This window comes from Methylobacterium sp. WL1, assembly GCF_008000895.1.
GTDB lineage: Bacteria > Pseudomonadota > Alphaproteobacteria > Rhizobiales > Beijerinckiaceae > Methylobacterium.
The window spans coordinates 2,053,628-2,071,899 of the sequence record NZ_CP042823.1 but is presented as its reverse complement, the minus strand read 5'-3'; the positions used below and the strand labels follow the sequence as shown (position 1 = coordinate 2,071,899).

The 18,272-nt window shown below is 70.3% G+C and carries 20 protein-coding genes and 1 pseudogene; 11 read left to right on the top strand and 10 right to left on the bottom strand.

Features of this window, described 5'->3' with window-relative positions; all coding sequences use genetic code 11:
• Positions 1 to 61: 61 nt before the first annotated feature.
• From FVA80_RS10215 to cobS, 3 genes and pseudogenes are all read right to left on the bottom strand, one after another.
• Positions 62 to 754, bottom strand: coding sequence for a TIGR02281 family clan AA aspartic protease (locus tag FVA80_RS10215; protein WP_147909058.1), 693 nt, complete (start codon positions 752 to 754; stop codon positions 62 to 64).
• Positions 751 to 963 carry a DUF1289 domain-containing protein gene (locus tag FVA80_RS10210; protein ID WP_147909057.1) on the bottom strand — a complete coding sequence of 71 codons (213 nt, stop codon included), beginning with the start codon at positions 961 to 963 and terminating at the stop codon, positions 751 to 753. Before FVA80_RS10210 ends, FVA80_RS10215 begins: the two co-directional genes overlap by 4 nt.
• 52 nt (positions 964 to 1,015) lie before the next feature.
• Positions 1,016 to 1,838 (bottom strand): annotated as a pseudogene (cobS, locus tag FVA80_RS32180) (adenosylcobinamide-GDP ribazoletransferase).
• 132 nt (positions 1,839 to 1,970) lie between these two features.
• Here cobS and cobT point away from each other — a divergent pair.
• Positions 1,971 to 3,008 carry a nicotinate-nucleotide--dimethylbenzimidazole phosphoribosyltransferase gene (cobT, locus tag FVA80_RS10200; RefSeq protein WP_147909055.1) on the top strand — a complete coding sequence of 346 codons (1,038 nt, stop codon included), beginning with the start codon at positions 1,971 to 1,973 and terminating at the stop codon, positions 3,006 to 3,008.
• A 45-nt stretch (positions 3,009 to 3,053) separates the two neighbouring features.
• Here cobT and FVA80_RS31890 read toward each other — a convergent pair whose 3' ends face one another.
• Positions 3,054 to 4,094: a methyl-accepting chemotaxis protein gene (locus tag FVA80_RS31890; RefSeq protein ID WP_147909054.1), complete on the bottom strand. Its 1,041-nt coding sequence runs from the start codon at positions 4,092 to 4,094 to the stop codon at positions 3,054 to 3,056.
• A 455-nt stretch (positions 4,095 to 4,549) separates the two neighbouring features.
• Between FVA80_RS31890 and queD the strand changes: the two genes are divergently transcribed.
• Positions 4,550 to 4,906, top strand: coding sequence for a 6-carboxytetrahydropterin synthase QueD (queD, locus tag FVA80_RS10190; RefSeq protein WP_147909053.1), 357 nt, complete (start codon positions 4,550 to 4,552; stop codon positions 4,904 to 4,906).
• The gene (gene queC, locus FVA80_RS10185) at positions 4,896 to 5,615 is read left to right on the top strand and encodes a 7-cyano-7-deazaguanine synthase QueC (protein ID WP_147909052.1); all 720 of its coding nucleotides are present in this window, start codon (positions 4,896 to 4,898) and stop codon (positions 5,613 to 5,615) included. The genes queD and queC overlap by 11 nt, the downstream gene beginning before the upstream one ends.
• On the opposite strand, the gene FVA80_RS10180 is transcribed toward queC, so the two are convergent.
• A complete protein-coding gene (locus FVA80_RS10180; RefSeq protein ID WP_147909051.1) occupies positions 5,602 to 6,168 on the bottom strand; it encodes a TetR family transcriptional regulator C-terminal domain-containing protein in 567 nt (188 codons plus the stop codon). The two genes, queC and FVA80_RS10180, sit on opposite strands and share 14 nt — an antisense overlap.
• 128 nt (positions 6,169 to 6,296) lie before the next feature.
• Between FVA80_RS10180 and FVA80_RS10175 the strand changes: the two genes are divergently transcribed.
• From FVA80_RS10175 to panB, 4 genes are all read left to right on the top strand, one after another.
• Complete coding sequence (locus tag FVA80_RS10175) at positions 6,297 to 7,268, top strand: quinoprotein relay system zinc metallohydrolase 2 (protein ID WP_147909050.1); 972 nt, start codon at positions 6,297 to 6,299, stop codon at positions 7,266 to 7,268.
• A gap of 41 nt (positions 7,269 to 7,309) precedes the next feature.
• On the top strand, positions 7,310 to 8,128 hold the full coding sequence (locus FVA80_RS10170) for a quinoprotein dehydrogenase-associated SoxYZ-like carrier (RefSeq protein WP_147909049.1): 819 nt from the start codon (positions 7,310 to 7,312) through the stop codon (positions 8,126 to 8,128).
• 2 nt (positions 8,129 to 8,130) lie between these two features.
• The gene (locus FVA80_RS10165; protein WP_147909048.1) at positions 8,131 to 8,727 is read left to right on the top strand and encodes a rhodanese-like domain-containing protein; all 597 of its coding nucleotides are present in this window, start codon (positions 8,131 to 8,133) and stop codon (positions 8,725 to 8,727) included.
• Between the two features lie 305 nt (positions 8,728 to 9,032).
• Positions 9,033 to 9,851, top strand: a complete 819-nt coding sequence (panB, locus tag FVA80_RS10160) for a 3-methyl-2-oxobutanoate hydroxymethyltransferase (protein ID WP_147909047.1) — start codon at positions 9,033 to 9,035, stop codon at positions 9,849 to 9,851.
• Positions 9,852 to 9,866: 15 nt separating this feature from the next.
• Here panB and FVA80_RS10155 read toward each other — a convergent pair whose 3' ends face one another.
• Complete coding sequence (locus FVA80_RS10155) at positions 9,867 to 10,736, bottom strand: LysR family transcriptional regulator (protein ID WP_187193641.1); 870 nt, start codon at positions 10,734 to 10,736, stop codon at positions 9,867 to 9,869.
• A 77-nt stretch (positions 10,737 to 10,813) separates the two neighbouring features.
• Here FVA80_RS10155 and FVA80_RS10150 point away from each other — a divergent pair, with 77 nt between their 5' ends.
• Positions 10,814 to 12,034, top strand: a complete 1,221-nt coding sequence (locus FVA80_RS10150) for a YbfB/YjiJ family MFS transporter (RefSeq protein WP_147909045.1) — start codon at positions 10,814 to 10,816, stop codon at positions 12,032 to 12,034.
• A 70-nt stretch (positions 12,035 to 12,104) separates the two neighbouring features.
• Here the strand turns inward: FVA80_RS10150 and FVA80_RS10145 are convergent, their stop codons facing one another.
• The gene (locus FVA80_RS10145; RefSeq protein ID WP_147909044.1) at positions 12,105 to 13,100 is read right to left on the bottom strand and encodes a hypothetical protein; all 996 of its coding nucleotides are present in this window, start codon (positions 13,098 to 13,100) and stop codon (positions 12,105 to 12,107) included.
• Positions 13,101 to 13,302: 202 nt separating this feature from the next.
• Here FVA80_RS10145 and thiE point away from each other — a divergent pair, with 202 nt between their 5' ends.
• The 3 genes from thiE (at position 13,303) to FVA80_RS10130 (ending at position 15,548) form a co-directional block, all read left to right on the top strand.
• The gene (thiE, locus tag FVA80_RS10140) at positions 13,303 to 14,013 is read left to right on the top strand and encodes a thiamine phosphate synthase (RefSeq protein ID WP_147909043.1); all 711 of its coding nucleotides are present in this window, start codon (positions 13,303 to 13,305) and stop codon (positions 14,011 to 14,013) included.
• Entirely contained in the window at positions 14,010 to 14,825 is an 816-nt protein-coding gene (gene thiD / locus FVA80_RS10135) for a bifunctional hydroxymethylpyrimidine kinase/phosphomethylpyrimidine kinase (protein ID WP_147909042.1), read from the top strand. Before thiE ends, thiD begins: the two co-directional genes overlap by 4 nt.
• A 96-nt stretch (positions 14,826 to 14,921) precedes the next feature.
• Positions 14,922 to 15,548: an XRE family transcriptional regulator gene (locus tag FVA80_RS10130; RefSeq protein ID WP_147909041.1), complete on the top strand. Its 627-nt coding sequence runs from the start codon at positions 14,922 to 14,924 to the stop codon at positions 15,546 to 15,548.
• Between the two features lie 21 nt (positions 15,549 to 15,569).
• Here the strand turns inward: FVA80_RS10130 and FVA80_RS10125 are convergent, their stop codons facing one another.
• From FVA80_RS10125 to FVA80_RS10115, 3 genes are all read right to left on the bottom strand, one after another.
• On the bottom strand, positions 15,570 to 16,151 hold the full coding sequence (locus FVA80_RS10125) for an ABC-type transport auxiliary lipoprotein family protein (protein WP_147909040.1): 582 nt from the start codon (positions 16,149 to 16,151) through the stop codon (positions 15,570 to 15,572).
• A gap of 121 nt (positions 16,152 to 16,272) precedes the next feature.
• Positions 16,273 to 17,355 (bottom strand): MlaD family protein, encoded by a 1,083-nt coding sequence (locus tag FVA80_RS10120; RefSeq protein ID WP_147909039.1) that lies wholly within the window; start codon positions 17,353 to 17,355, stop codon positions 16,273 to 16,275.
• 98 nt (positions 17,356 to 17,453) lie between these two features.
• Positions 17,454 to 18,263: an ABC transporter ATP-binding protein gene (locus FVA80_RS10115; RefSeq protein ID WP_187193640.1), complete on the bottom strand. Its 810-nt coding sequence runs from the start codon at positions 18,261 to 18,263 to the stop codon at positions 17,454 to 17,456.
• Positions 18,264 to 18,272 lie beyond the last annotated feature (9 nt).

The window sequence follows — 18,272 nt, the reverse complement described above, 5'->3', positions numbered from 1 at the left end:
GCTAGATCACTGATCCGCATTGTCTTTTCCGAAGGCGGCAGCCGGCTCTCGGAACGATGCTTCAGGGCGGGCTCAGGATCAGCCGGTCGCCTCGGACCTCGTAGGCCGACAGGCGCGTCAGGAAGGTCTGGCCCAGCAGGTTGCCGGCCAGCGAGCCCGGCCGCGCCACCATGGCGTTCACCCGGCGCTCGGTGATGGTGCCGATGCGCAGAGAATCCAGCTGGATTGGCGCCGCATACGCGATGCCGTTGGCCGTGGACACCCGGGCGGTGAAGTCGGCCGCGGCCGGGTTGAGACCCAGGGCGGCGGCATTCTCGGCGGTCAGCACCACGCTGCTCGCGCCGGTGTCGAACAGGAACGGCTGCACGCGGCCGTTGACCTCGGCCTCGACCCGGAAGTCGCCGTCCGCCCGCCGGGTGATCGTGACGCCGCCGCCGGGCCCGGAAACGGCCGAGCCCGGCCGGAGTTCGCCGAGCATCCGGGCCCCAACGCCCTGGAACTGGTCGCGGTAGCTGTAACCGATGACCAGGGCGAGCCCGATCAGCGCCCAGGCCAGGAGCGCCCGCAGGCTCGGGCCGAGCGAGGTCGTGATCTGCCGCCAGTAGCCGGCGACCACTAGGATCAGGATGCCCCCCGTCGAGGCGAGCCCGGCGAGGTGGTCGGGCTCGATCACGCCGCCGATGGTGTCGCTGCCGTCGCTGAGGACCAGCACGGCCATGACCAGCGCGATGGCGGCGAGCCCGAGATAGATCATGACGGCAGCGGCTCCTCGATAGGGATGAAACCCGCCGCGCGCAGCCGCGCGCCGAGACCGGCCATGATGGTGCGCCGCCGCGCCTCCGGCATCCCGCCCCAGGTGGCGATCTCGTCGCGGGTCCGACCGCAGCCGCGGCACAACCCGCTGCCGGCGTCGAGCACGCAGACCTTGGTGCAGGGGGACGAGGGTTTGGGCGCGGGCTGCATCGCGGATCCTTGGCCGACGGATCGTGGCCCGATCAAGGCCCTGAATGCCGCATCAATCCGCCAACGCCGCCACCAGGGCCAGCAGCGCGGCGATCTCGGCGAGCTGCTGGCAGGCGCCGATCACGTCGCCGGTCTGGCCGCCGATCTTGCTTCGGGCGAGCCGGGTGAGGGCGAGCGCCGCGAAGCCGGCGCACGGGATCATCAGCGCGACGCCGGCCACCGGCAGGCCGAGGAGAACGCTTCCCAGCGCGACGGCGAGGCCGCTGCCGAGGGCGATCCGAAGGTTCCCCGGTCCGGGCGGCCGACCGCGGCGGATAGCCCCAGGGGCGGGCCGGCGGCAGCAGCACCATCGGGGCGAGCGCCGCGAGCCGCGACAGGGCGGCGACCAGGACGAGCGCGGTCGCGGCGGCGTAGCCGGCGCGGTCCAGGAGCGTCGCCAGCGCGCCGATGCGCAGGGCGAGCGCCAGGACCAGGGCCGCCCCGCCATAGGCGCCGATCCGGCTGTCACGCATGATCTCCAGGCGCCGTTCTAGCGTGGCGCCGCCCCCGAAGCCGTCGGCGACGTCGGCCAGGCCATCCTCGTGGAGCGCCCCGGTGGCCAGGACCATGACGGCCACCGCGAGGGTCGCGGCCAGGAACGGCCCGAGCCCGATCCACCAGGCGGCCGCCAGCGTCAGGGCGGCGGGCAGGGCCAGGATCACGCCGGCCAGCGGCAGCATCCGGGGCAGCGCGGTGAAATCGGGGACCCGGTGCGGATCGGGCTCGCCGGGCAGTTGCGGGACGGGCAGGCGGGAGTAGAACCGCAGGCACCCGGCGAGGTCGTAGAGGGCGGCGCGCCCGGGCCAGTCGGCCTCCCCGCCGGTCTGCCTGTCCATCGCGGTCACTCCCCCACCGCCCCCGGCGGGGCGAGCCGATCGCGAACGGTCGGGCGGCGCAGGACCACTATAGTCGCCCCGCCACGTCGCCGTCTCCCCGTTCGCGGGCGCCCACAGGAAATCATCGCCGCCATGACCGACGCCGCCAAGACTGATCCGGGTCCGTTCGACGACATCCGCAACCTGCTCAAGGCGATGCCGGGCCCGGACCGGGACGCGCAGGAGGCGGTGGCCGCCCGGGACGCGAGCCTGACCAAGCCGGCGGGCTCGCTCGGACGGATGGAGAGCCTCGTCTCCTGGCTGGCGGCCTGGCAGGGCAAGGCGCCCCCGAGCCTCGACAGGCCGCTGGTCTGCGTCTTCGCCGGCAGTCACGGGGTGACGCGCAAGGGCGTCTCGGCCTTCCCGGACGCGGTCAACCGCCAGATGCTCGACAACTTCGCGGCCGGCGGGGCGGCGATCAACCAGATCTGCGCGGCCTACGGGCTCGGCTTCAAGGTGTTCGACTTGGCCCTCGACATGCCGACCGGCGACATCACCGAAGGCCCGGCGCTCGATGAGCGCGCCACCGTGGCGACCATGGCGTTCGGCATGGAGGCGGTGGCCGCCGGCACCGATTGCCTCGGCATCGGCGAGATGGGCATCGGCAACACCACGGTGGCTGCCGCCCTCTACGCCGCCCTGTTCGGCGGCGAGCCCGCCCACTGGGTCGGACGCGGCACCGGCGTCGACCGGGATGGGCTCGCCCGGAAGGTGGCAGCCGTCGAGGCCGCGCTGGCTTACCATGCCGGCCATCTCGACGACGCGCTCCAGGTGCTCGCCCGGCTCGGCGGCCGCGAGATCGCCGCCATGGCGGGCGCGATCCTGGCGGCCCGGCTGCAGCGCATCCCGGTGGTGATCGACGGCTACGTCGCCACCGCGGCGGCGGCACTGCTGCACGCCGTGGACCCGACCGCGCTCGACCATTGCCTGGCCGGCCACGTCTCGGCGGAGGGCGTCCACGCGGAGGTGCTGGAGCGGCTCGGCCTGGTGCCGCTCCTGGCCCTGGGGATGCGGCTCGGCGAGGGCTCGGGGAGCGCCATGGCGATCGGCCTGCTCAAGGGCGCGCTCGCCTGCCACACCGGCATGGCGACCTTCGCGCAGGCGGGCGTTTCAGGGAAGAGCAGCGGGTAGGCGTAGGACCGGACCTCGACGCGCTCGCCTCATTGAGGTCCGGTCTCAGGCGATGGATTTCTGCTCGATCACGCCACGCCACCCCATGCCCCGATAGGTCTCGTAACCGGGCGTCTCGTGGAACGCGACCAGGTCGCCGCGCTCGTTCAGATAATAGCCCTGCGCTTGATCCTCGGTGCGAAGTGGGTAGGTCTCGCTCAGCATGCCCTGCCCCCACGAGCAGGCGATCACCCGATGGCGCGCGTCCAGAAGCATCACGCGGGTCCGCTCCTTCTCGCCAGCCCCTAGCCGGACGCCGTCGACGATGGCCTTGGCTTGCGGCTGCCAGTCGAAATGGATCGCCAGAACGCCAAGTGGCGCGCCGTCGCTTCGACCGTCGGCGCGAATGCTCGCGCAGTAGGTGGCGACTTGCGCGCCCCGGAGCCGAGTCTCGGTCCGCACGTCGGCCACAGCGAAGGCGTCGCCGCTCCGCAGTGTCACGGCATCCCTGAACCAAGATTCTCGCCCGACCTCCGAGCCGACGACGTCCGGGTATGTGTCGGGGCGGCCGTTCGCGAGGACGCGGCCGTCCAAATCGCACAGCCACAGGTCCAGGTAGACTGTGTACGCAGAGAGGATGACGCCCAGACGTTGTGTAGCGTAGGCGACCGCCTCCGCGCTCGGGTCGGAGCCGCATGCGACGACCGCCGCGTCCGTTGCCCACCAGCGCACGTCGCAGGTCCGCTCGTAGAGATTACGGTCTATCAACTCGACGGCGTTCAGGGCCAGGTCCACGCTGCGGACGGCGGAAGCCTCGTCGGTCAGGCGGCTCACTGCCTGGGTCAGATCGTCGACGCCGGTACTCAGGTCCAGACGCAGGATCGAGGTCAGTCGATCGACCTGCGTCGACACGGCGCGGACTTCCTGAGCGACGACCGAGAAGCCCAGCCCCTTCTCGCCGGCGTGCGCCGCCTCGATCAGCGCGTTCAGAGCCAGCAGCTTCATGCGGCTGGCAATGGTTTGAATGGATGTCAGATGCGAGGTCGCTTGGCTCTTCAATGTCTGAGCCGATATGATCACAAGATCAGCAACAGCAAAATTGCTCATATCTGCCTCACGCACTTGACATAACGGGAATATTATCGAGTAAAACCGGCGTGAATAAGTAAGCATAATCTATGCCATACGATATGATGTCATGCGACCCCATCAAAAATATGACATTTCTAATATATCCATACGTTGATATATTGAATTGACGTCGTGTGTGATGTAAGAATTTTGAAAAAAAACTAATAACAATCTTGTTATTGTAGCGATAAAATTTCAACAAATATAATACTTTGCATAGATATAGGAAAACAGACGCAGAGAGGAAACGCCCATCGGCACGTCACGCTCATTTACGCCCTGGAGAGGCTGGGGCATCACAGCGGACGCTGGCGATCCGAGGGGAAATGGAGACGCGTCAGCCGGTTGCCTCCGTCGAACCATGTTTTGCATGGAGGCTATCGTCGGCGCTATTCCGGCGCTCCGACCGCCCGGCCTTGCGACCGCGACCCATGAACATCACCCAAGCCTTCACCTTCGAGGCGGCCCACCGGCTGCCGAACGTGCCCGCGACGCATCGCTGCCATCGGATGCACGGGCATTCCTACCGCGTCGAGCTGACCGTCTCCGGGCCCGTGGATCCCCATACCGGCTGGGTGATCGACTTCTACGAGATCGAGAGCATCTTCGGGCCGCTGCTGGCGCGGCTCGACCACCATTGCCTCAACGAAATCGAGGGGCTGGAAAACCCGACCGCCGAGAATATCGCGGCCTGGATCTGGCAACGGCTGCGGCCGGATCTGCCGGGGCTCGCCCGGGTACGGGTCGCGGAGACGCCGATGTCCTGGGCGGAGTACGATGGCGACTGACGACACGATCATCGGCGACCGCTCGGCGCTGGTCCTGTTCTCCGGCGGCCAGGATTCGGCCACGTGCCTCGCCTGGGCGCTCGACCGGTACGACCATGTCGAGACGTTGGGGTTCGATTATGGCCAGCGTCACCGGGTCGAGCTGGATCGCCGGGCCGTGCTGCGGGCCGGCATGGGCCGCATCGACCCCACCTGGGCGGGACGCCTCGGAGACGACCACACGGTCGCGCTCGACGCGCTGGGAAAAATCTCCGAGACGGCGCTGACCCGGGACGCCGAGATCGGGTTCGAGGCGTCGGGCCTGCCCAACACCTTCGTGCCTGGCCGCAACCTCGTGTTCCTGACCTTCGCGGCGGCGCTCGCCTACCGGCGCGGCATCCGGCACGTGGTCGGCGGCATGTGCGAGACCGACTATTCCGGCTATCCCGATTGCCGGGACGACACGATCAAGGCGCTGCAGGTCGCGCTGAACCTCGGCATGGAGCGCCGGTTCGTGCTGCACACGCCGCTGATGTGGCTCGACAAGGCGCAGACCTGGGGCCTCGCCGAGGCTCTGGGCGGGCGGGCGCTCGTCGACCTGATCGTGGAGGACAGCCACACCTGTTATCTCGGCGAGCGCGGGGCACGGCATGCCTGGGGCTACGGTTGCGGCACCTGCCCGGCCTGCCGGCTGCGGGCGGACGGCTTCGCAAGGTTCACCGCGGCCTGAGACCGTCCACCAGCACCGCCAGCGTCCCCGAAAACGCCGCCGGGCTCGCGAACAGCCGCTCCATCAGCAGCGCCCCCTCCAGCGTAGCGATGACGTAGCGGGCGAGCGCGGCCGGTTCCTGGCCACGCTGGACGCTGCCGTCGGCCTGGCCCGCGCGCAGGATCGTCTCCAGCCAGGCGAGATGCGTCTCGAAGAACGCCGCGATGTCGGCGCGCAGGCGCTCGGGCAGGGCCTCGCCCTCGATGGCCAAAGCCGCACACAGGCAGCCGAGCCCCTGCTCGACGCCGCCGAGATAGAGCCGGCCATAGGCCGCGATCCGGCCGGGACCGTCCGGCACCGCGGTGCCGATCGCCGTGAGGGCGTCGTCGTAGCGCGCCGCGTAAGCTGCCACCAGGGCGGCGCCGAGATCGACCTTGGTGGGAAAATGATGGTGGATGCTCGCCTTGCGGATCCCCACCGCCCCGGCAAGGTCGGCGTAGCTGAAACCGGCATAGCCGCGCCCCCGGACCAGAATCTCGGCTTGGCTCAGCAGCTCGGCCCGTGTGTCGCGCATCGCTCAGACATCGTTTCTGGGGCTCGCGCGAACGTGTGACGGTCCGGGGCCCGACCTCCAACATGCCACTTGACCACCGAAAGATCTACCTACTTAATGGTAGGCAAGAAGAATAGGGAGGTTCCGGCATGACGGCGTCCGCCGTCCATCAAGGCGAATCCGTCGCCGTAGGCCGCCCCCTGTCGCGGCGTCACGCCCTGTTCGCCGGCCTCTGCCTGTGCTGCCTGCCGGGTCTCGGGCGCGCCGCCGAGGGCTTCGCGATGGAGGAGGTCGGACCCGGCATCTTCATGCGCCAGGGCCTGACCGCGGACGCTTCGCCCGACAACGCCGACGCCATCGCCAATATCGGTTTCCTCATCGGCCGGGACGGCGTGCTCGTGACCGAGACCGGCGGCAGCTTGGTGGACGGCCAGTGGCTGCGGGCCGAGATCGCCAAGCGAACCCCGAAGCCGATCACCCACGTGGTGCTGACCCATGTCCATCCGGACCACGTGTTCGGGGCAGGGGCCTTCGTGCAGGACAAGCCGGTCTTCATCGGCCACGCCAAGCTCGCCGAGGCCCTGCGTGCGCGGGGCGAATTCTACCGTCAGCGCCTGATCGAGATGCTCGGCGCCGATCGCACCGGGCCGGTGGTCTACCCGACGCTGAGCGTGGCCGACACGGCCGAGATCGACCTCGGCGACCGGCGCCTGACCTTCACGGCGCACGGGCCGGCCCATACCAGCTGCGACCTGTCGATGCGCGATTCCGCCAGCGGCCTTCTGTTCCCCGCCGACCTGCTGTTCGTGAACCGGATCCCGTCCCTCGACGGCAGCCTGCGGGGCTGGCTCAAGGAGATCGAGCGGCTGAAGGCCATGGGGGCGACCCGGGCGGTGCCGGGCCATGGGCCGGTCTCTGTCGATCTCGCCCCGGCACTGGACGACTTGAGCGGCTACCTGACCGCCCTGCGCGACGGCACCCGGGCGGCGATCGCCAAGGATGTCTCGATCGAGAAGGCGGTGGCCAGCGTCGCCCGGGACCAGCGGGACAAGTGGGCCCTGTTCGACACCTATAACGGCCGCAACGTCACCGTGGCCTATCAGGAACTCGAGTGGGAATAGTCGCTCGAACCTCCATATTGAGACCAACCGGGAGAAACGCCATGACGCTCAAGACCGCCCACGCGGCAGCGCTCGCCCTGATCCTCGCAACCACCGCCCTGTCGGGACCCGTCCGGGCCGCCGGCGCCTCCGACACCGAGCAGGAGCGGACCGCGCGCTGGCAGGAGATCGCCAAGTCGATCTTCGGCGACCGCGCCATCGAGACCACCGACAACCTGGTGAAGATCGACGCGCCGGCGCGCGCGCTCGACGCCGCCCTGGTCCCCATCACCCTGACCATGCCGCAGGACGGGCAGATCAAGGCCGTGTCGCTGATCATCGACGACAACCCGGCGCCCTACGCGGCCCGGTTCGAGTTCGGGCCGGCCGCCGACCCGACGGAGCTGAAACTCCGGGTGCGGGTCAACAACTACACCGACATGCATGCCGTGGTGGAGACCCAGGACGGCAAGCTCTACGAGGCCAAGCAGTTCGTGAAGGCGTCCGGCGGCTGCTCGGCCCCGATGGGCATGAGCGACGAGGAGGCCATGAAGGGCATGGGCGACATGCGGATGAAGTTCGCCGAGACGAAGGTAGGCAAGCCCGTGGAGGCGACGCTGATGATCCGCCACCCGAACTTCTCCGGCATGCAGATGAACCAGGTCACCCGCGACTACACGCCGGCCCGCTACATCGACAAGCTCACCGTCTCGGCCGGCGACCGCAAGGTCTTCACCATGACGGGCGACATCTCGATCGCCTCGAATCCGGTGATCAACTTCGCGTTCAAGCCGGACGGCAAGCCGCTCCAGGTCGCGGCGAGCGACAATGCCGGCGGCAGCTGGCAGCACAGCTTCACCCCGCCGAGCCCGACGAATTGACCATGCGGCGCGCATCCCTGATCGGTCGGCTGGCGGCGGCGTTGGCTGCCGTCGGCTGCCTCGCCGCCGCACCGGCCGATTCCCCCGTCAACGTGCCCGAGCCGGAGGGGCTCTACGCCGGCCCGCCCAAGGGCTACACCCCGCAAACCCTGCAGGGCGCCACGGTGGTCGATGCCGACGCGCTCGCCGCCCTGATGGCGGGGCCGGACAAACCGGTGCTAATTGACGTCGCCGCCCCCGATCGCAAGCCGTCGAACTTCCCCGAAGGCCGCCTCTGGCTGCCGGTGCATCCCTCGATCCCCGGCTCGATCTGGCTGCCGCTGGCCGGGGCCGAGCCGATCGCCCCGGAGCGGGAGGCCCTGTTCTACGCCCGGGTCGCGGAGCTGACCGGCGGCGAAATGGGAAAACCTGTTGTGGTGTTCTGCCATGTCGAGTGCTGGGGTAGCTGGAACGCGGCTAAGCGTCTGGTCCGCAAGGGCTATACCGGCGTGCGCTGGTTCCCCGAGGGCGTCGAGGGCTGGCAGGAGAGGCACGAGACCATGACCCTGCGGGAGGATCCGGCCTGGAAGGCTGCCGCCGAGCCCCAGGCGGGACGCTGACCCGCGGGGCGGTGCGGTGTATGAAGGGTACCAGAAGCGCTGGGATGGGCCCGTCCTGTACGGGCTCGTTCAGCACGTGGGTCTCCTTCCCCCTCTGCGGGGGATGGTGGCTCGCGAAGCGGGTCGGGAGAGGGGAGCGCCGTTTCCGAAGGGGTCGCGGCGGAGCTGAGATCCTGCTTCGTCGTGCTGCGCATCTCCCGACCTCTGCTGACGCAGGGGCCATCCTCCCCAACGAACGGGGAGGAAAAACCGTGGTGTTTCGGGCGCCCTCCGCCGACCCCGATGAGCCGAAAGAGGTCTGAACCATGTCGCAGGTCGTGCAGTCGCGCCGGCTCCGAGCCATCGACATCGGAAAGCGCAAAGCCGAGGGGCGCAAGATCATCGCGCTCACCGCCTACCATGCCCACACCGCCGGTATCGTCGATCCCTATTGCGACTTCATCCTGGTGGGCGATTCGCTCGGCATGGTGATGCACGGGATGGAATCGACCATTCCGGTGACCCTGGAGATGATGATCCTGCAGGCGCAGGCGGTGATCCGCGGCACCGCCAAGGCGTTGGTGGTGGTCGACATGCCGTTCGGCTCCTACGAGGCGAGCCGGGAGCAGGCCTTCCTCAACGCCGCCCGGGTGCTCAAGGAGAGCGGGGCGGGGGCGATCAAGATGGAGGGCGGGGCGCATTTCGCCGAGACGGTGGCGTTCCTGGTCCAGCGCGGCGTGCCGGTGATGGGCCATATCGGCCTGACCCCGCAGGCGGTGAACACGATGGGCGGGTTCAAGGTCCAGGGCCGGGCGCCGGACGACGAGCGCCGCCTGCTGGAGGATGCCCGCGCGATCTCAGAGGCCGGGGCCTTCGCGATCGTGCTGGAGGGCATCGTCGAGCCGGTGGCGCGCGCCATCGCGACGTCCCCGCAGGTGACCGCCGCCACCATCGGCATCGGCGCCTCGGCGGTCTGCGACGGGCAGATCCTGGTGCTGGAGGATATGCTGGGCCTGTCCGAGCGCACCCCCAAGTTCGTCCGCCAGTTCGGGTCGCTGCGAGCCCATATCGAGGACGCCGTCAAAGCCTACGCCGACGCCGTGCAGGCCGGGCGGTTCCCGGCGGACGACCACACCTACGGGTAGGGGCGACCACGCGCCCTACGCCGCGCCCCCGGTCTCGGCCGCGTCGGGCAGCAGCATCGTGAGCGCGCGCAGGGCCGCGCTGGCCTCCCCCTTCCAGACCAGGCGGGTCCGGTTGACGCGCAGGTGCGGCGGCAGCGGATGGCGCTCGACCGCCGTGCTCATCACCGCATTGTCGAGCACCGCCGCCGGCACGATGGCGATACCGGTGCCGGCGGCCACGCAGGCCACGATGGCGTGGTACGAGCTCATCTCCAGAACCCGGTCGTAGGACGCCCTATCCTCCGCCAGCCACGCGATCAGGCGCTGGCGATAGGAGCAGCCGTGCGGGAACGCCACCAGGGTCCGCCGGCCGGAGCCGTTGCCGATCCCGGACGCGTTCCGGCCGGTGATCAGCACCAGTTCCTCGTCGAAGGCCGGCACCGACGACAGACTCACGTGATCGAACGGTTCGGAGACGAAGGCCGCCTCGATCTCGAAGCGCTCGAGGTGCCGGAGCATGGCGCGGCTCGTCCCGGTCTGCAGCTCGATCGTGACGTCGGGGAACTGTGCGTGGAAGGCCGACAGGATCGGCGGCAGCCGCGCGCCCGCCGCGCTCTCCAGCGAACCCAGCCGCAGGACGCCGCGGACCACACCGCTGCGCAGCTCCTGCTCGGCCAGATCGGCCATCCGCAGCAGCGTCTCGGCATGGCCCAGGAGAATGCGTCCCGCCTCGGTGAGGTTCAGGTTGCGGCCCTCGCGGCGGAACAGGGCCACGCCCAGCCGCGCCTCGAACTGCTTGATCCGGGTCGTCACGTTGGACGGGACCCGGTGCAGCCGCGTCGCCGCCCGCGTCACCCCGCCCTCCCGGACCACGCAGCGGAAAATATCGAGATCGTCCAGATCCATCGTTCTCATCAAGAGAACCGTACGTCACAAAAATTCATTTTCCAAGAACGTCTGATCGGTATTCAAGAGGTGCCGCCATGAGCACGCACCCGCACGCCCCGACCGATCCGAAGCACCCAGCCTGGCCAATCGTCGCCAGCGGCCTCGTCGCCCTCGCGGTCGCGATGGGGATCGGCCGGTTCGCCTTCACGCCCCTGATGCCGCTGATGATGCGCGACGGCACCCTCACCGCCGCCGCGGGCGCCGAATGGGCGGCGGCGAACTATGTCGGGTACCTGGTCGGTGCGCTGACGGCCCCCTGGTTCGCCCGCGCTCCGCTCCGGGGCCTCCTCCTCAGCCTCGCCGGCGTGGCGCTGACGACGGTGGCGATGGCGGCGGCCGATCACGCCGCGCCCGCCGGCCTCGGGGCGGGATTGCGGGCCCTGGCCGGCGTGTTCAGCGCGTGGGCGCTGATCTGCGCGAGCGGCTGGTGCCTGGCCGAGCTTGCCCGGTGCCACGTCGCGCGGCTCGGCGCGTGGATCTACACCGGCGTCGGCCTCGGCATCGCGCTGGCCGGCGCGCTGGCCTGGCTGGGCGGAACCCAACCGGCGACGCGGCTGTGGCTCGAACTGGGCCTCGTCGCAGGGCTGGGTGCGCTGCTCGTCGGGTTCCTGTCCCGGGGACAGGGCATGGCCCCGGCCCGGATCGAGGAGCGCGAGGGCGGGTCCTTCGCACGTCCTTCCCGGAGCGGGCAGGCGGCCCTGGTCCTGTGCTACGGCATCTTCGGGTTCGGCTACATCGTGCCGGCCACGTTCCTGCCGGCGATGGCCCGCGAGCTGGCCTCGGACCCCCGGGTGTTCGGCCTGACCTGGCCGTTGTTCGGCCTCGCCTCGGCCCTGTCGGTGGCGGCGGTGGCCCGGTGGCTGGCGAGCGTGCCGCGGCGGCTTCTCTGGGCGTCGGCCCAGGGCCTCATGGCGCTGGGCACCGGACTGCCCCTGGTCGCCCACACCCTGTGGGCGGTCGCAGCCTCGGCGGTGCTGGTGGGCGGCACCTTCATGGTTGCCACCATGGCGGGCCTGCAACTGGCCCGCGAGGCGCGGCCCGACAACCCGACGCCGCTCCTCGCCCGCATGACCGCCGCCTTCGCGGCCGGGCAGATCCTCGGGCCGGTGCTGGTGCGCCTGCTGGGTCCCGGCCGCCGCGCCGGCTTGGACGCCCTGGACTGCACCGGCGCCATCGCGACCGTGCTGCTGGTGCTGACCGCCCTGTGGCTGTGGCGCGCCGCGCGCGCATCGCCCGAGAGGCTGGTGCCCGTCTGACACGGCGTCAGATCGCACAACCCGATCTCGTAAGCCCCCTGGCCGGCACCGTTGAGCGACGCTGTGCCGATCACCCCACCCGCCGCGAGGGCAGCCGCAACCCCGGCGCCGGCCGTTCCAAGAGCACCTCCCGGCGGAAGCGCACCAGGCGTGCCGGCCGTCCGGCGGTGCCGCTGGTGAGGGCCTCGGTCTCCTCCACCAGACCCTGCTGGGCGACGAGCCGTCGAAAGTTCTGCTTGTGCAGCTGCGTGCCCGACAGGGCCTCGACGGTGCGCTGGAGCTGGAGCAGCGTGAAGGCCGGCTGCATCAGCTCGAACACCACCGGGCGATACTTGATCTTGCCGCGCAGCCGTCCGATCGCGGTGGCCAGCACCCGGCGGTGGTCGAAGGCCATGGGCACGCCGGTCGGGTCGTTCGGCACCGCCGGGCCGGCATTGCCCTTCGCCTCCGGAATCAGGCCAGCCTCGAACAGCAACTCGTAGCGCTCCAGCACGCGCTCCTCGTTCCAGGTGCCGCCGTTCATCCCGAAGGTGAGGCCGAGCCGGTCGAGGCGCCGGGTGCGGATCGCGCAATCCGCGGGCTCGGCGGCCCAGGCGGCGAGCCGCGTCTCGATCGCGTCGAGCTGGGGCGGCCGGCCTTTGCGGAAATCCTCGTACGGGAGGTAGCGGTACCAGTTCTGCCACGCCGCCTCGGCCAAGCCGGCCGGGCGCTCCTCCCGGACCAGGGCGAGGTAGGCCACCGAGAGCGAATGCGCGTCCGGCATGTCGGCGGTGCCGGAGCGGTCGCGGTCGCCGAAGGTGTAGAGCTGCTCGACATAGCCGAGGCGCTGGTGCGTCTGCCGCTCGACCCAGGCGCGCAGGCCCCGCTCCAGGGTGGCGTGCTCGGGCACGAGCGGCCCGGCCGGGAGGCCGTCGCCGCGGCCCGGGGCCTGATCCGGAACCCGAATGGTCAGGGCGCGCGGCTCCCCCTTGGTCGCCGCGACGATCACCGCGACGAGGCCCACGGAGGAGCGCTCCGGCAGGGCCTGTGCCCCGCGCGCACCCGTCTGCGCCTCGCCGACCGCCATCGTCCCTCTATAAAACCTCTCCCGCCGGGTGCGGGATCTCAGATCGATACGTCTCTATAGGGGCACAGGATCGCCGCGCGTCAACGCGGCCGTGTGACCGGACGTCTTGCAAAGCCGGCGGCCTCTGCCCAAACAGGGCCGCCCGAGATGCGCCGGCGCGGGGCCGGCGAGGGGCCAGTTCCGGCGGGGGCCGGCGACCAGAATGGCAGCGCGCGCGAACTCCGCGACAGCCGGAAGCCGGCCCGTCGACCTGCGGCTCTACGGCCTCCTCGATGTCGGCGTCTGCGGCGCCGACGGCGATCACTTGGCGCGGCTCGCCGCCGACGCGGCGACGGGGGGCGCGACCCTGCTCCAATACCGCGAGAAGGACATCCCGGACACCCGCGCCGCGCTGGCGCGGATCCGGGCGATCCAGGCTGCCGTGGGCGGGCGGGTGCCTGTGCTGGTCAACGACCGGGTCGATCTGGCCCTGGCGGCCGGGGCGGACGGCGTCCATCTCGGACAGAGCGACCTGCACCCGGCCGAGGCGCGCCGTCTCCTCGGGGAGGGGGCGATCATCGGGCTGACCGTGAAGACCGCCGCCCAAGCCGACGAGCTGTACCGGCTCCCGGTCGACTACGCCTGCATCGGCGGCGTGTTCGCCACCACCAGCAAGGACAATCCGGACCCGCCGGTCGGCCTCGACGGGTTTTCGCGCATCGCCTTCCGGGCCCGGCTTGCCCGGGGCTCCGGCTTGCCGCTCGGCGCCATCGCGGGCATCGGCCTGCACAACGCCGCCCCGGTGATCGCCGCCGGTGCGGACGGCGTCGCGGTGATCACCGCCCTGTTCGGGACCGAGCCGGTGCGCCAGCGTGCCCGGGAGCTGCGCGCGGCCATCGACGCCGCCCTGGCGGCGCGGGGAGACGCGAAGTGAGCGGCGCCAGCCCGATCGCGGTCACCATCGCGGGCTCGGATTCCGGCGGCGGCGCCGGCATCCAGGCAGACCTCAAGACCTTCTCGGCCTTGGGCGTCTACGGCGCCAGCGTGATCACGGCGCTCACCGCCCAGAACACCCGAGGCGTCCAGGGCATCCACGACGTGCCGGCCGATTTCGTGGCCCGGCAGATCGACAGCGTCTTCTCCGATCTGGCGGTCGATGCCGTGAAGATCGGCATGCTGTCGCAGATTGCGGTGATCGAGGCGGTCGCCGACGGGCTGTCACGGTGGGCCGGGACCGCCCCGGTCGTCCTCGACCCCGTGATGGTCGCCACCAGCGGCGACCGGCTGATCTCGGAGGACGCCGTGGCGGCGCTTCGCGAGCGGCTGATGGGCCGGGCCGACCTGATCACCCCCAACCTGCCGGAGGCGGCGGTGCTGCTCGGCGAGCCGGTCGCCGAGGACGAGGCGACAATCGTGGCCCAGGCCCGCCGCCTGGTCGGGCTGGGCGCTCGCGCCGTGCTGATCAAGGGCGGGCACGGGACGGGGGCGATGAGCATCGACCACCTCGTGATGCGGGAGGGTCACGCACAGACCTTCGCGGCCCAGCGAATCGCCACACGCAACACCCACGGCACCGGCTGCACGCTCTCCTCCGCAATCGCGGCTGGGCTCGCCCGGGGCCTGACGCTGCCTGAGGCTGTGACGGCCGCCAAGGATTACCTCACGGCCGCGCTCACCGCGGCGGACCGGCTCGCGATCGGCGCCGGCCATGGGCCGGTCCACCACTTCCACGCAATCTGGCGCTAGCTCCCGATCGCCCCTGTCTTGCGTCGGGGCAGCGATTGCGTTTGAAGAAGCGCACGATCGTTCGGATAATGGAACGGCCAGGGTGGACCGGTGACGATGCAGGACCAGGCGGAACGGCCCGACCGGACGCGCGGACGCGACCTGCTGACCGGGGCACAGGTGCTCTCCGGCCAGCTCGGCAAGACGATCCAGCGCCTGCGCAAGGCCTACAACCTCTCACTGTCGGAACTCGCCGAGCAATCGGGCGTGGCAAAGTCGATCATCAGCCAGATCGAGCGCAACGAGACGAACCCGACGCTGGCGACGATCTGGCGGCTGTCCCAGGCGCTCGACGTGTCGATCGACCGGGTCCTGGCGTCGAGCGACGAGGAGCCGTTCATCGAGAAGACCTCCCGGGCGGACACCCCGATCCTGGTCTCGGAGGATGGCAAGGTCCGGCTGGCGATCATCGGCTGGATCAAGACGATCGAGTGGCTGCAATGGTACGAGGTCACGGCCGACCTCGGCGGCGTCCTCGATTCGGACCCGCACCAGCGCGGCTCGGTGGAATCGCTCTCGGTCACCGAGGGCGCGTTCGAGGTCGAGATCGGCGGGATCGTGCAGCGCGCCCGGACCGGCGAGACCCTGCGCTACCGCTGCGACCGGCCCCACCTCGTGCGCTGCACCGAGGGCCCGGCCCGGGCCACCATGGTGGTGATCATGAAGGCCGCGGTGATGGAGTAAGGCGACCGAGGCCTCGGCCCGTCACCGCCCGGTATTCACCCAGCGCACCACGTCGGCCAGCACGGTGGTCAGAGCCTGATCGAGGGCGCGGGCGCCGTTGCCGGCATCGATCTTGGACACCGGCACGCGGGCGGTGAAGATCCGGGCGGCAGTGACCTTGCCGGTACCGTCGGCCACGAGCTTCAGGGACAGGTCGACCACCGCCTCGCCGGTCGTCGCCTGGATGTCGAAGGCGCGGATCTCGCTGATCAGCTGGTAATCCGCCACGACCTTGTCGCCGGGCCGGCTGACCGAACGGAGCCGGCCGGAATTTTCCAGGCTCTGCAGGAGGCGGGTCTGGATCAGCCGCGGCAGCCGGTCGGCCCATTGGCCGCCGCCCAGGAAGGCGAGGGCGCCACCGGATTCACGCACGATGATCCGGTCGGCCTCGAACGGCTGGATCCCCACCGGCTCCGACACCGCGATCGAGCGGCCGGCCGCAACCGGGCGCCCGGCCGGAGGGAGTGCCGCGAGATCGAAGGTCAGGGGCGTCGCACCGCCGCAGCCACCCAGCAGGGCGGCGAGCAGGGTGGCGGCGATGAGGTGGGACGAGCAGCGGGCCATACGCACAACCTGAGGAACCCCGCCGGCGAACGGCAGAGCTGTATAAGCTATGCCGCAGAAACTATCCCTCTCTCGTATAAGTGCCGTGCGCCGGGACACATCGGCCCGGCGCACGATGATTTCACCGGCCGCCGTTGTATTCGGGCAACGACGGCTTGCCGCCGAAGATCACCTGGCTCGGGTCGCGCTCCAGGCTGCGCACGGTGCGGTTCAGGGTGTTGAGGGTGCGCTGTCCGTCTCCCGACAGGGCCTCCACCTCCCGGCGGCCGGTCCCGCTCAGGCGGCCGAAATTCGTCGAGATGCTGGCGGTGCGCTTGTCGAGGTTCTCCGACATGACGCGGAAGGCCTTGCCGGCGTCGCGTACCGAGACCGCGGCCGCGCGGATCTCGGTGAACGTGCTGGAGCCCTCCTGGCCAGCGGCGGAGCCGAGGAAGCTCTGGGCGCCGTTGAGCACCGCGTCGATCTTGTCGGCCGAGGCGTTGAGCTTGGCCGCGAGCGAGCGGGCGTCGTGCACGGCGCCCTCGATGTCGGGGCTGGACTTGGACAGGGCCGCCGAGAACCGGTCGGCGTTGTCGATGACGTGGCCGAGCTTCGCCCCGTCCACCGCCTTGACCAGGGTCGCGATGTTCGGGCCCGCATCGGCGAGCGTCTTCGAGAATGCCTCGACATTGGTGAGCGCGCGATTGATCGCGCCCTCGTTGCCGGCCACGATCCGGTCCAGCCGGGCGAGCATGTCGTCGGCCCGCTGGGCGACCTGGCGGGCCAGCGCCATCATGTCCTGCATATCGGAGGAATCGGCGAAGATCGTCGGCGGCTCCCCGTTGGCCATCGGGGCGAGCACGGGCGCGTCGGCGTTGCCGCCCGACAGGGAGATCACCGAGACGCCGGTCAGCATCGCCGAATCGAGCCGGGCCCGGGTGTCCGCCCGGAGCGGCGTCGAGGGGTCGACCTTGATCTGGGCGAGCACCCGGCGTGGGTCCTGCGGGGCGAGGCGGATATCGGTGACCTCGCCGACCTTGATGCCGTTGAAGTTCACGCTCGACCCGCGGGAGAGCCCGCCGACCGAGCCGGAGAACACGATGCGGACGACTTGGCTCACCTGCCGCGAGGAGCCGCCGGAGAGCCACAGCACGGTGCCGAAGCCCGCCAGGATGACGGCGAGGGTGAAGGCCCCGATGAGGGCGTAGTTCGCGCGGGTTTCCATGCGATCAGCCTGCGGTTCCGCTCGGCGAACACGGTCCGGCCGAGCTGCGTATCCACGATCCCGGATGGGACCGGGACAGGATCAGGGGGAAGAAGCGGTCAGGCATGCGCCGGCACCCCGGGGGTGATGGCCCGAGCCCGCTTGCCGTGGAAGTATGAGCGCAACCAAGGGTGGTCGCTCGCCAGCATCTCCTCGATCGTGCCGGCGGCGATGATCTGCCCGTCGCCCAGCGCCGCGATGCGGTCGCAGGCGGTGTAGAGGCTGTCGAGGTCGTGGGTAACCATGAACACGGTCAGGCCCAGCGTCTCCTTCAGGGTCGAGACGAGGTCGTCGAACTCGCCCGCGCCGATCGGGTCGAGGCCCGAGGTCGGCTCGTCGAGGAACAGGATCTCGGGATCGAGCGCCAGGGAGCGGGCGAGCGCCGCGCGCTTGATCATGCCGCCGGACAGCTCGGACGGCAGCTTGTCGGCCGCATCCGGTTGCAAGCCGACCATCTCGATCTTGAGACGGGCGAACTCGTCGAGCAGGCGTTCGGACAGGTCGAGATGCTCGCGCATCGGCACCTGGATGTTCTGCTTGACGGTCAGCGCCGAGAACAGGGCGCCCTGCTGGAACAGCACGCCCCAGCGCTGCTCCATGCGGCGCCGCTCGGCATAGGTCATGCCGTCGACGTCGCGGCCGAACACCTCGATCGTGCCCGCCCGCTTCGGCGTCAGGCCCAGGATCGTCCGGGTCAGCACCGACTTGCCCTGGCCCGACGGCCCGACGAAGCCCATGATCTCGCCCGCGCGGATGTCGAGGTTCAGCCCCTTGAGGATGGTGCGGTCCCGGAAGCCGACCACGAGGTCGCGCACCCGGATGATGGGCGCGGGGCCGGCGGCGGTCTCGGGCATGACGGGGGCGATCATCACAGCGGG

Excerpts from the sequence above, each read along its gene's own strand:
- FVA80_RS10215 (WP_147909058.1), bottom strand. The coding sequence starts at position 754 with ATGATCTATCTCGGGCTCGCCGCCATCGCGCTGGTCATGGCCGTGCTG.
- FVA80_RS10210 (WP_147909057.1), bottom strand. The coding sequence starts at position 963 with ATGCAGCCCGCGCCCAAACCCTCGTCCCCCTGCACCAAGGTCTGCGTG.
- cobT (WP_147909055.1), top strand. The coding sequence starts at position 1,971 with ATGACCGACGCCGCCAAGACTGATCCGGGTCCGTTCGACGACATCCGC.
- FVA80_RS31890 (WP_147909054.1), bottom strand. The coding sequence starts at position 4,094 with ATGAGCAATTTTGCTGTTGCTGATCTTGTGATCATATCGGCTCAGACA.
- queD (WP_147909053.1), top strand. The coding sequence starts at position 4,550 with ATGAACATCACCCAAGCCTTCACCTTCGAGGCGGCCCACCGGCTGCCG.
- queC (WP_147909052.1), top strand. The coding sequence starts at position 4,896 with ATGGCGACTGACGACACGATCATCGGCGACCGCTCGGCGCTGGTCCTG.
- FVA80_RS10180 (WP_147909051.1), bottom strand. The coding sequence starts at position 6,168 with ATGCGCGACACACGGGCCGAGCTGCTGAGCCAAGCCGAGATTCTGGTC.
- FVA80_RS10175 (WP_147909050.1), top strand. The coding sequence starts at position 6,297 with ATGACGGCGTCCGCCGTCCATCAAGGCGAATCCGTCGCCGTAGGCCGC.
- FVA80_RS10170 (WP_147909049.1), top strand. The coding sequence starts at position 7,310 with ATGACGCTCAAGACCGCCCACGCGGCAGCGCTCGCCCTGATCCTCGCA.
- FVA80_RS10165 (WP_147909048.1), top strand. The coding sequence starts at position 8,131 with ATGCGGCGCGCATCCCTGATCGGTCGGCTGGCGGCGGCGTTGGCTGCC.
- panB (WP_147909047.1), top strand. The coding sequence starts at position 9,033 with ATGTCGCAGGTCGTGCAGTCGCGCCGGCTCCGAGCCATCGACATCGGA.
- FVA80_RS10155 (WP_187193641.1), bottom strand. The coding sequence starts at position 10,736 with ATGGATCTGGACGATCTCGATATTTTCCGCTGCGTGGTCCGGGAGGGC.
- FVA80_RS10150 (WP_147909045.1), top strand. The coding sequence starts at position 10,814 with ATGAGCACGCACCCGCACGCCCCGACCGATCCGAAGCACCCAGCCTGG.
- FVA80_RS10145 (WP_147909044.1), bottom strand. The coding sequence starts at position 13,100 with ATGGCGGTCGGCGAGGCGCAGACGGGTGCGCGCGGGGCACAGGCCCTG.
- thiE (WP_147909043.1), top strand. The coding sequence starts at position 13,303 with ATGGCAGCGCGCGCGAACTCCGCGACAGCCGGAAGCCGGCCCGTCGAC.
- FVA80_RS10130 (WP_147909041.1), top strand. The coding sequence starts at position 14,922 with ATGCAGGACCAGGCGGAACGGCCCGACCGGACGCGCGGACGCGACCTG.
- FVA80_RS10125 (WP_147909040.1), bottom strand. The coding sequence starts at position 16,151 with ATGGCCCGCTGCTCGTCCCACCTCATCGCCGCCACCCTGCTCGCCGCC.
- FVA80_RS10120 (WP_147909039.1), bottom strand. The coding sequence starts at position 17,355 with ATGGAAACCCGCGCGAACTACGCCCTCATCGGGGCCTTCACCCTCGCC.
- FVA80_RS10115 (WP_187193640.1), bottom strand. The coding sequence starts at position 18,263 with ATGATCGCCCCCGTCATGCCCGAGACCGCCGCCGGCCCCGCGCCCATC.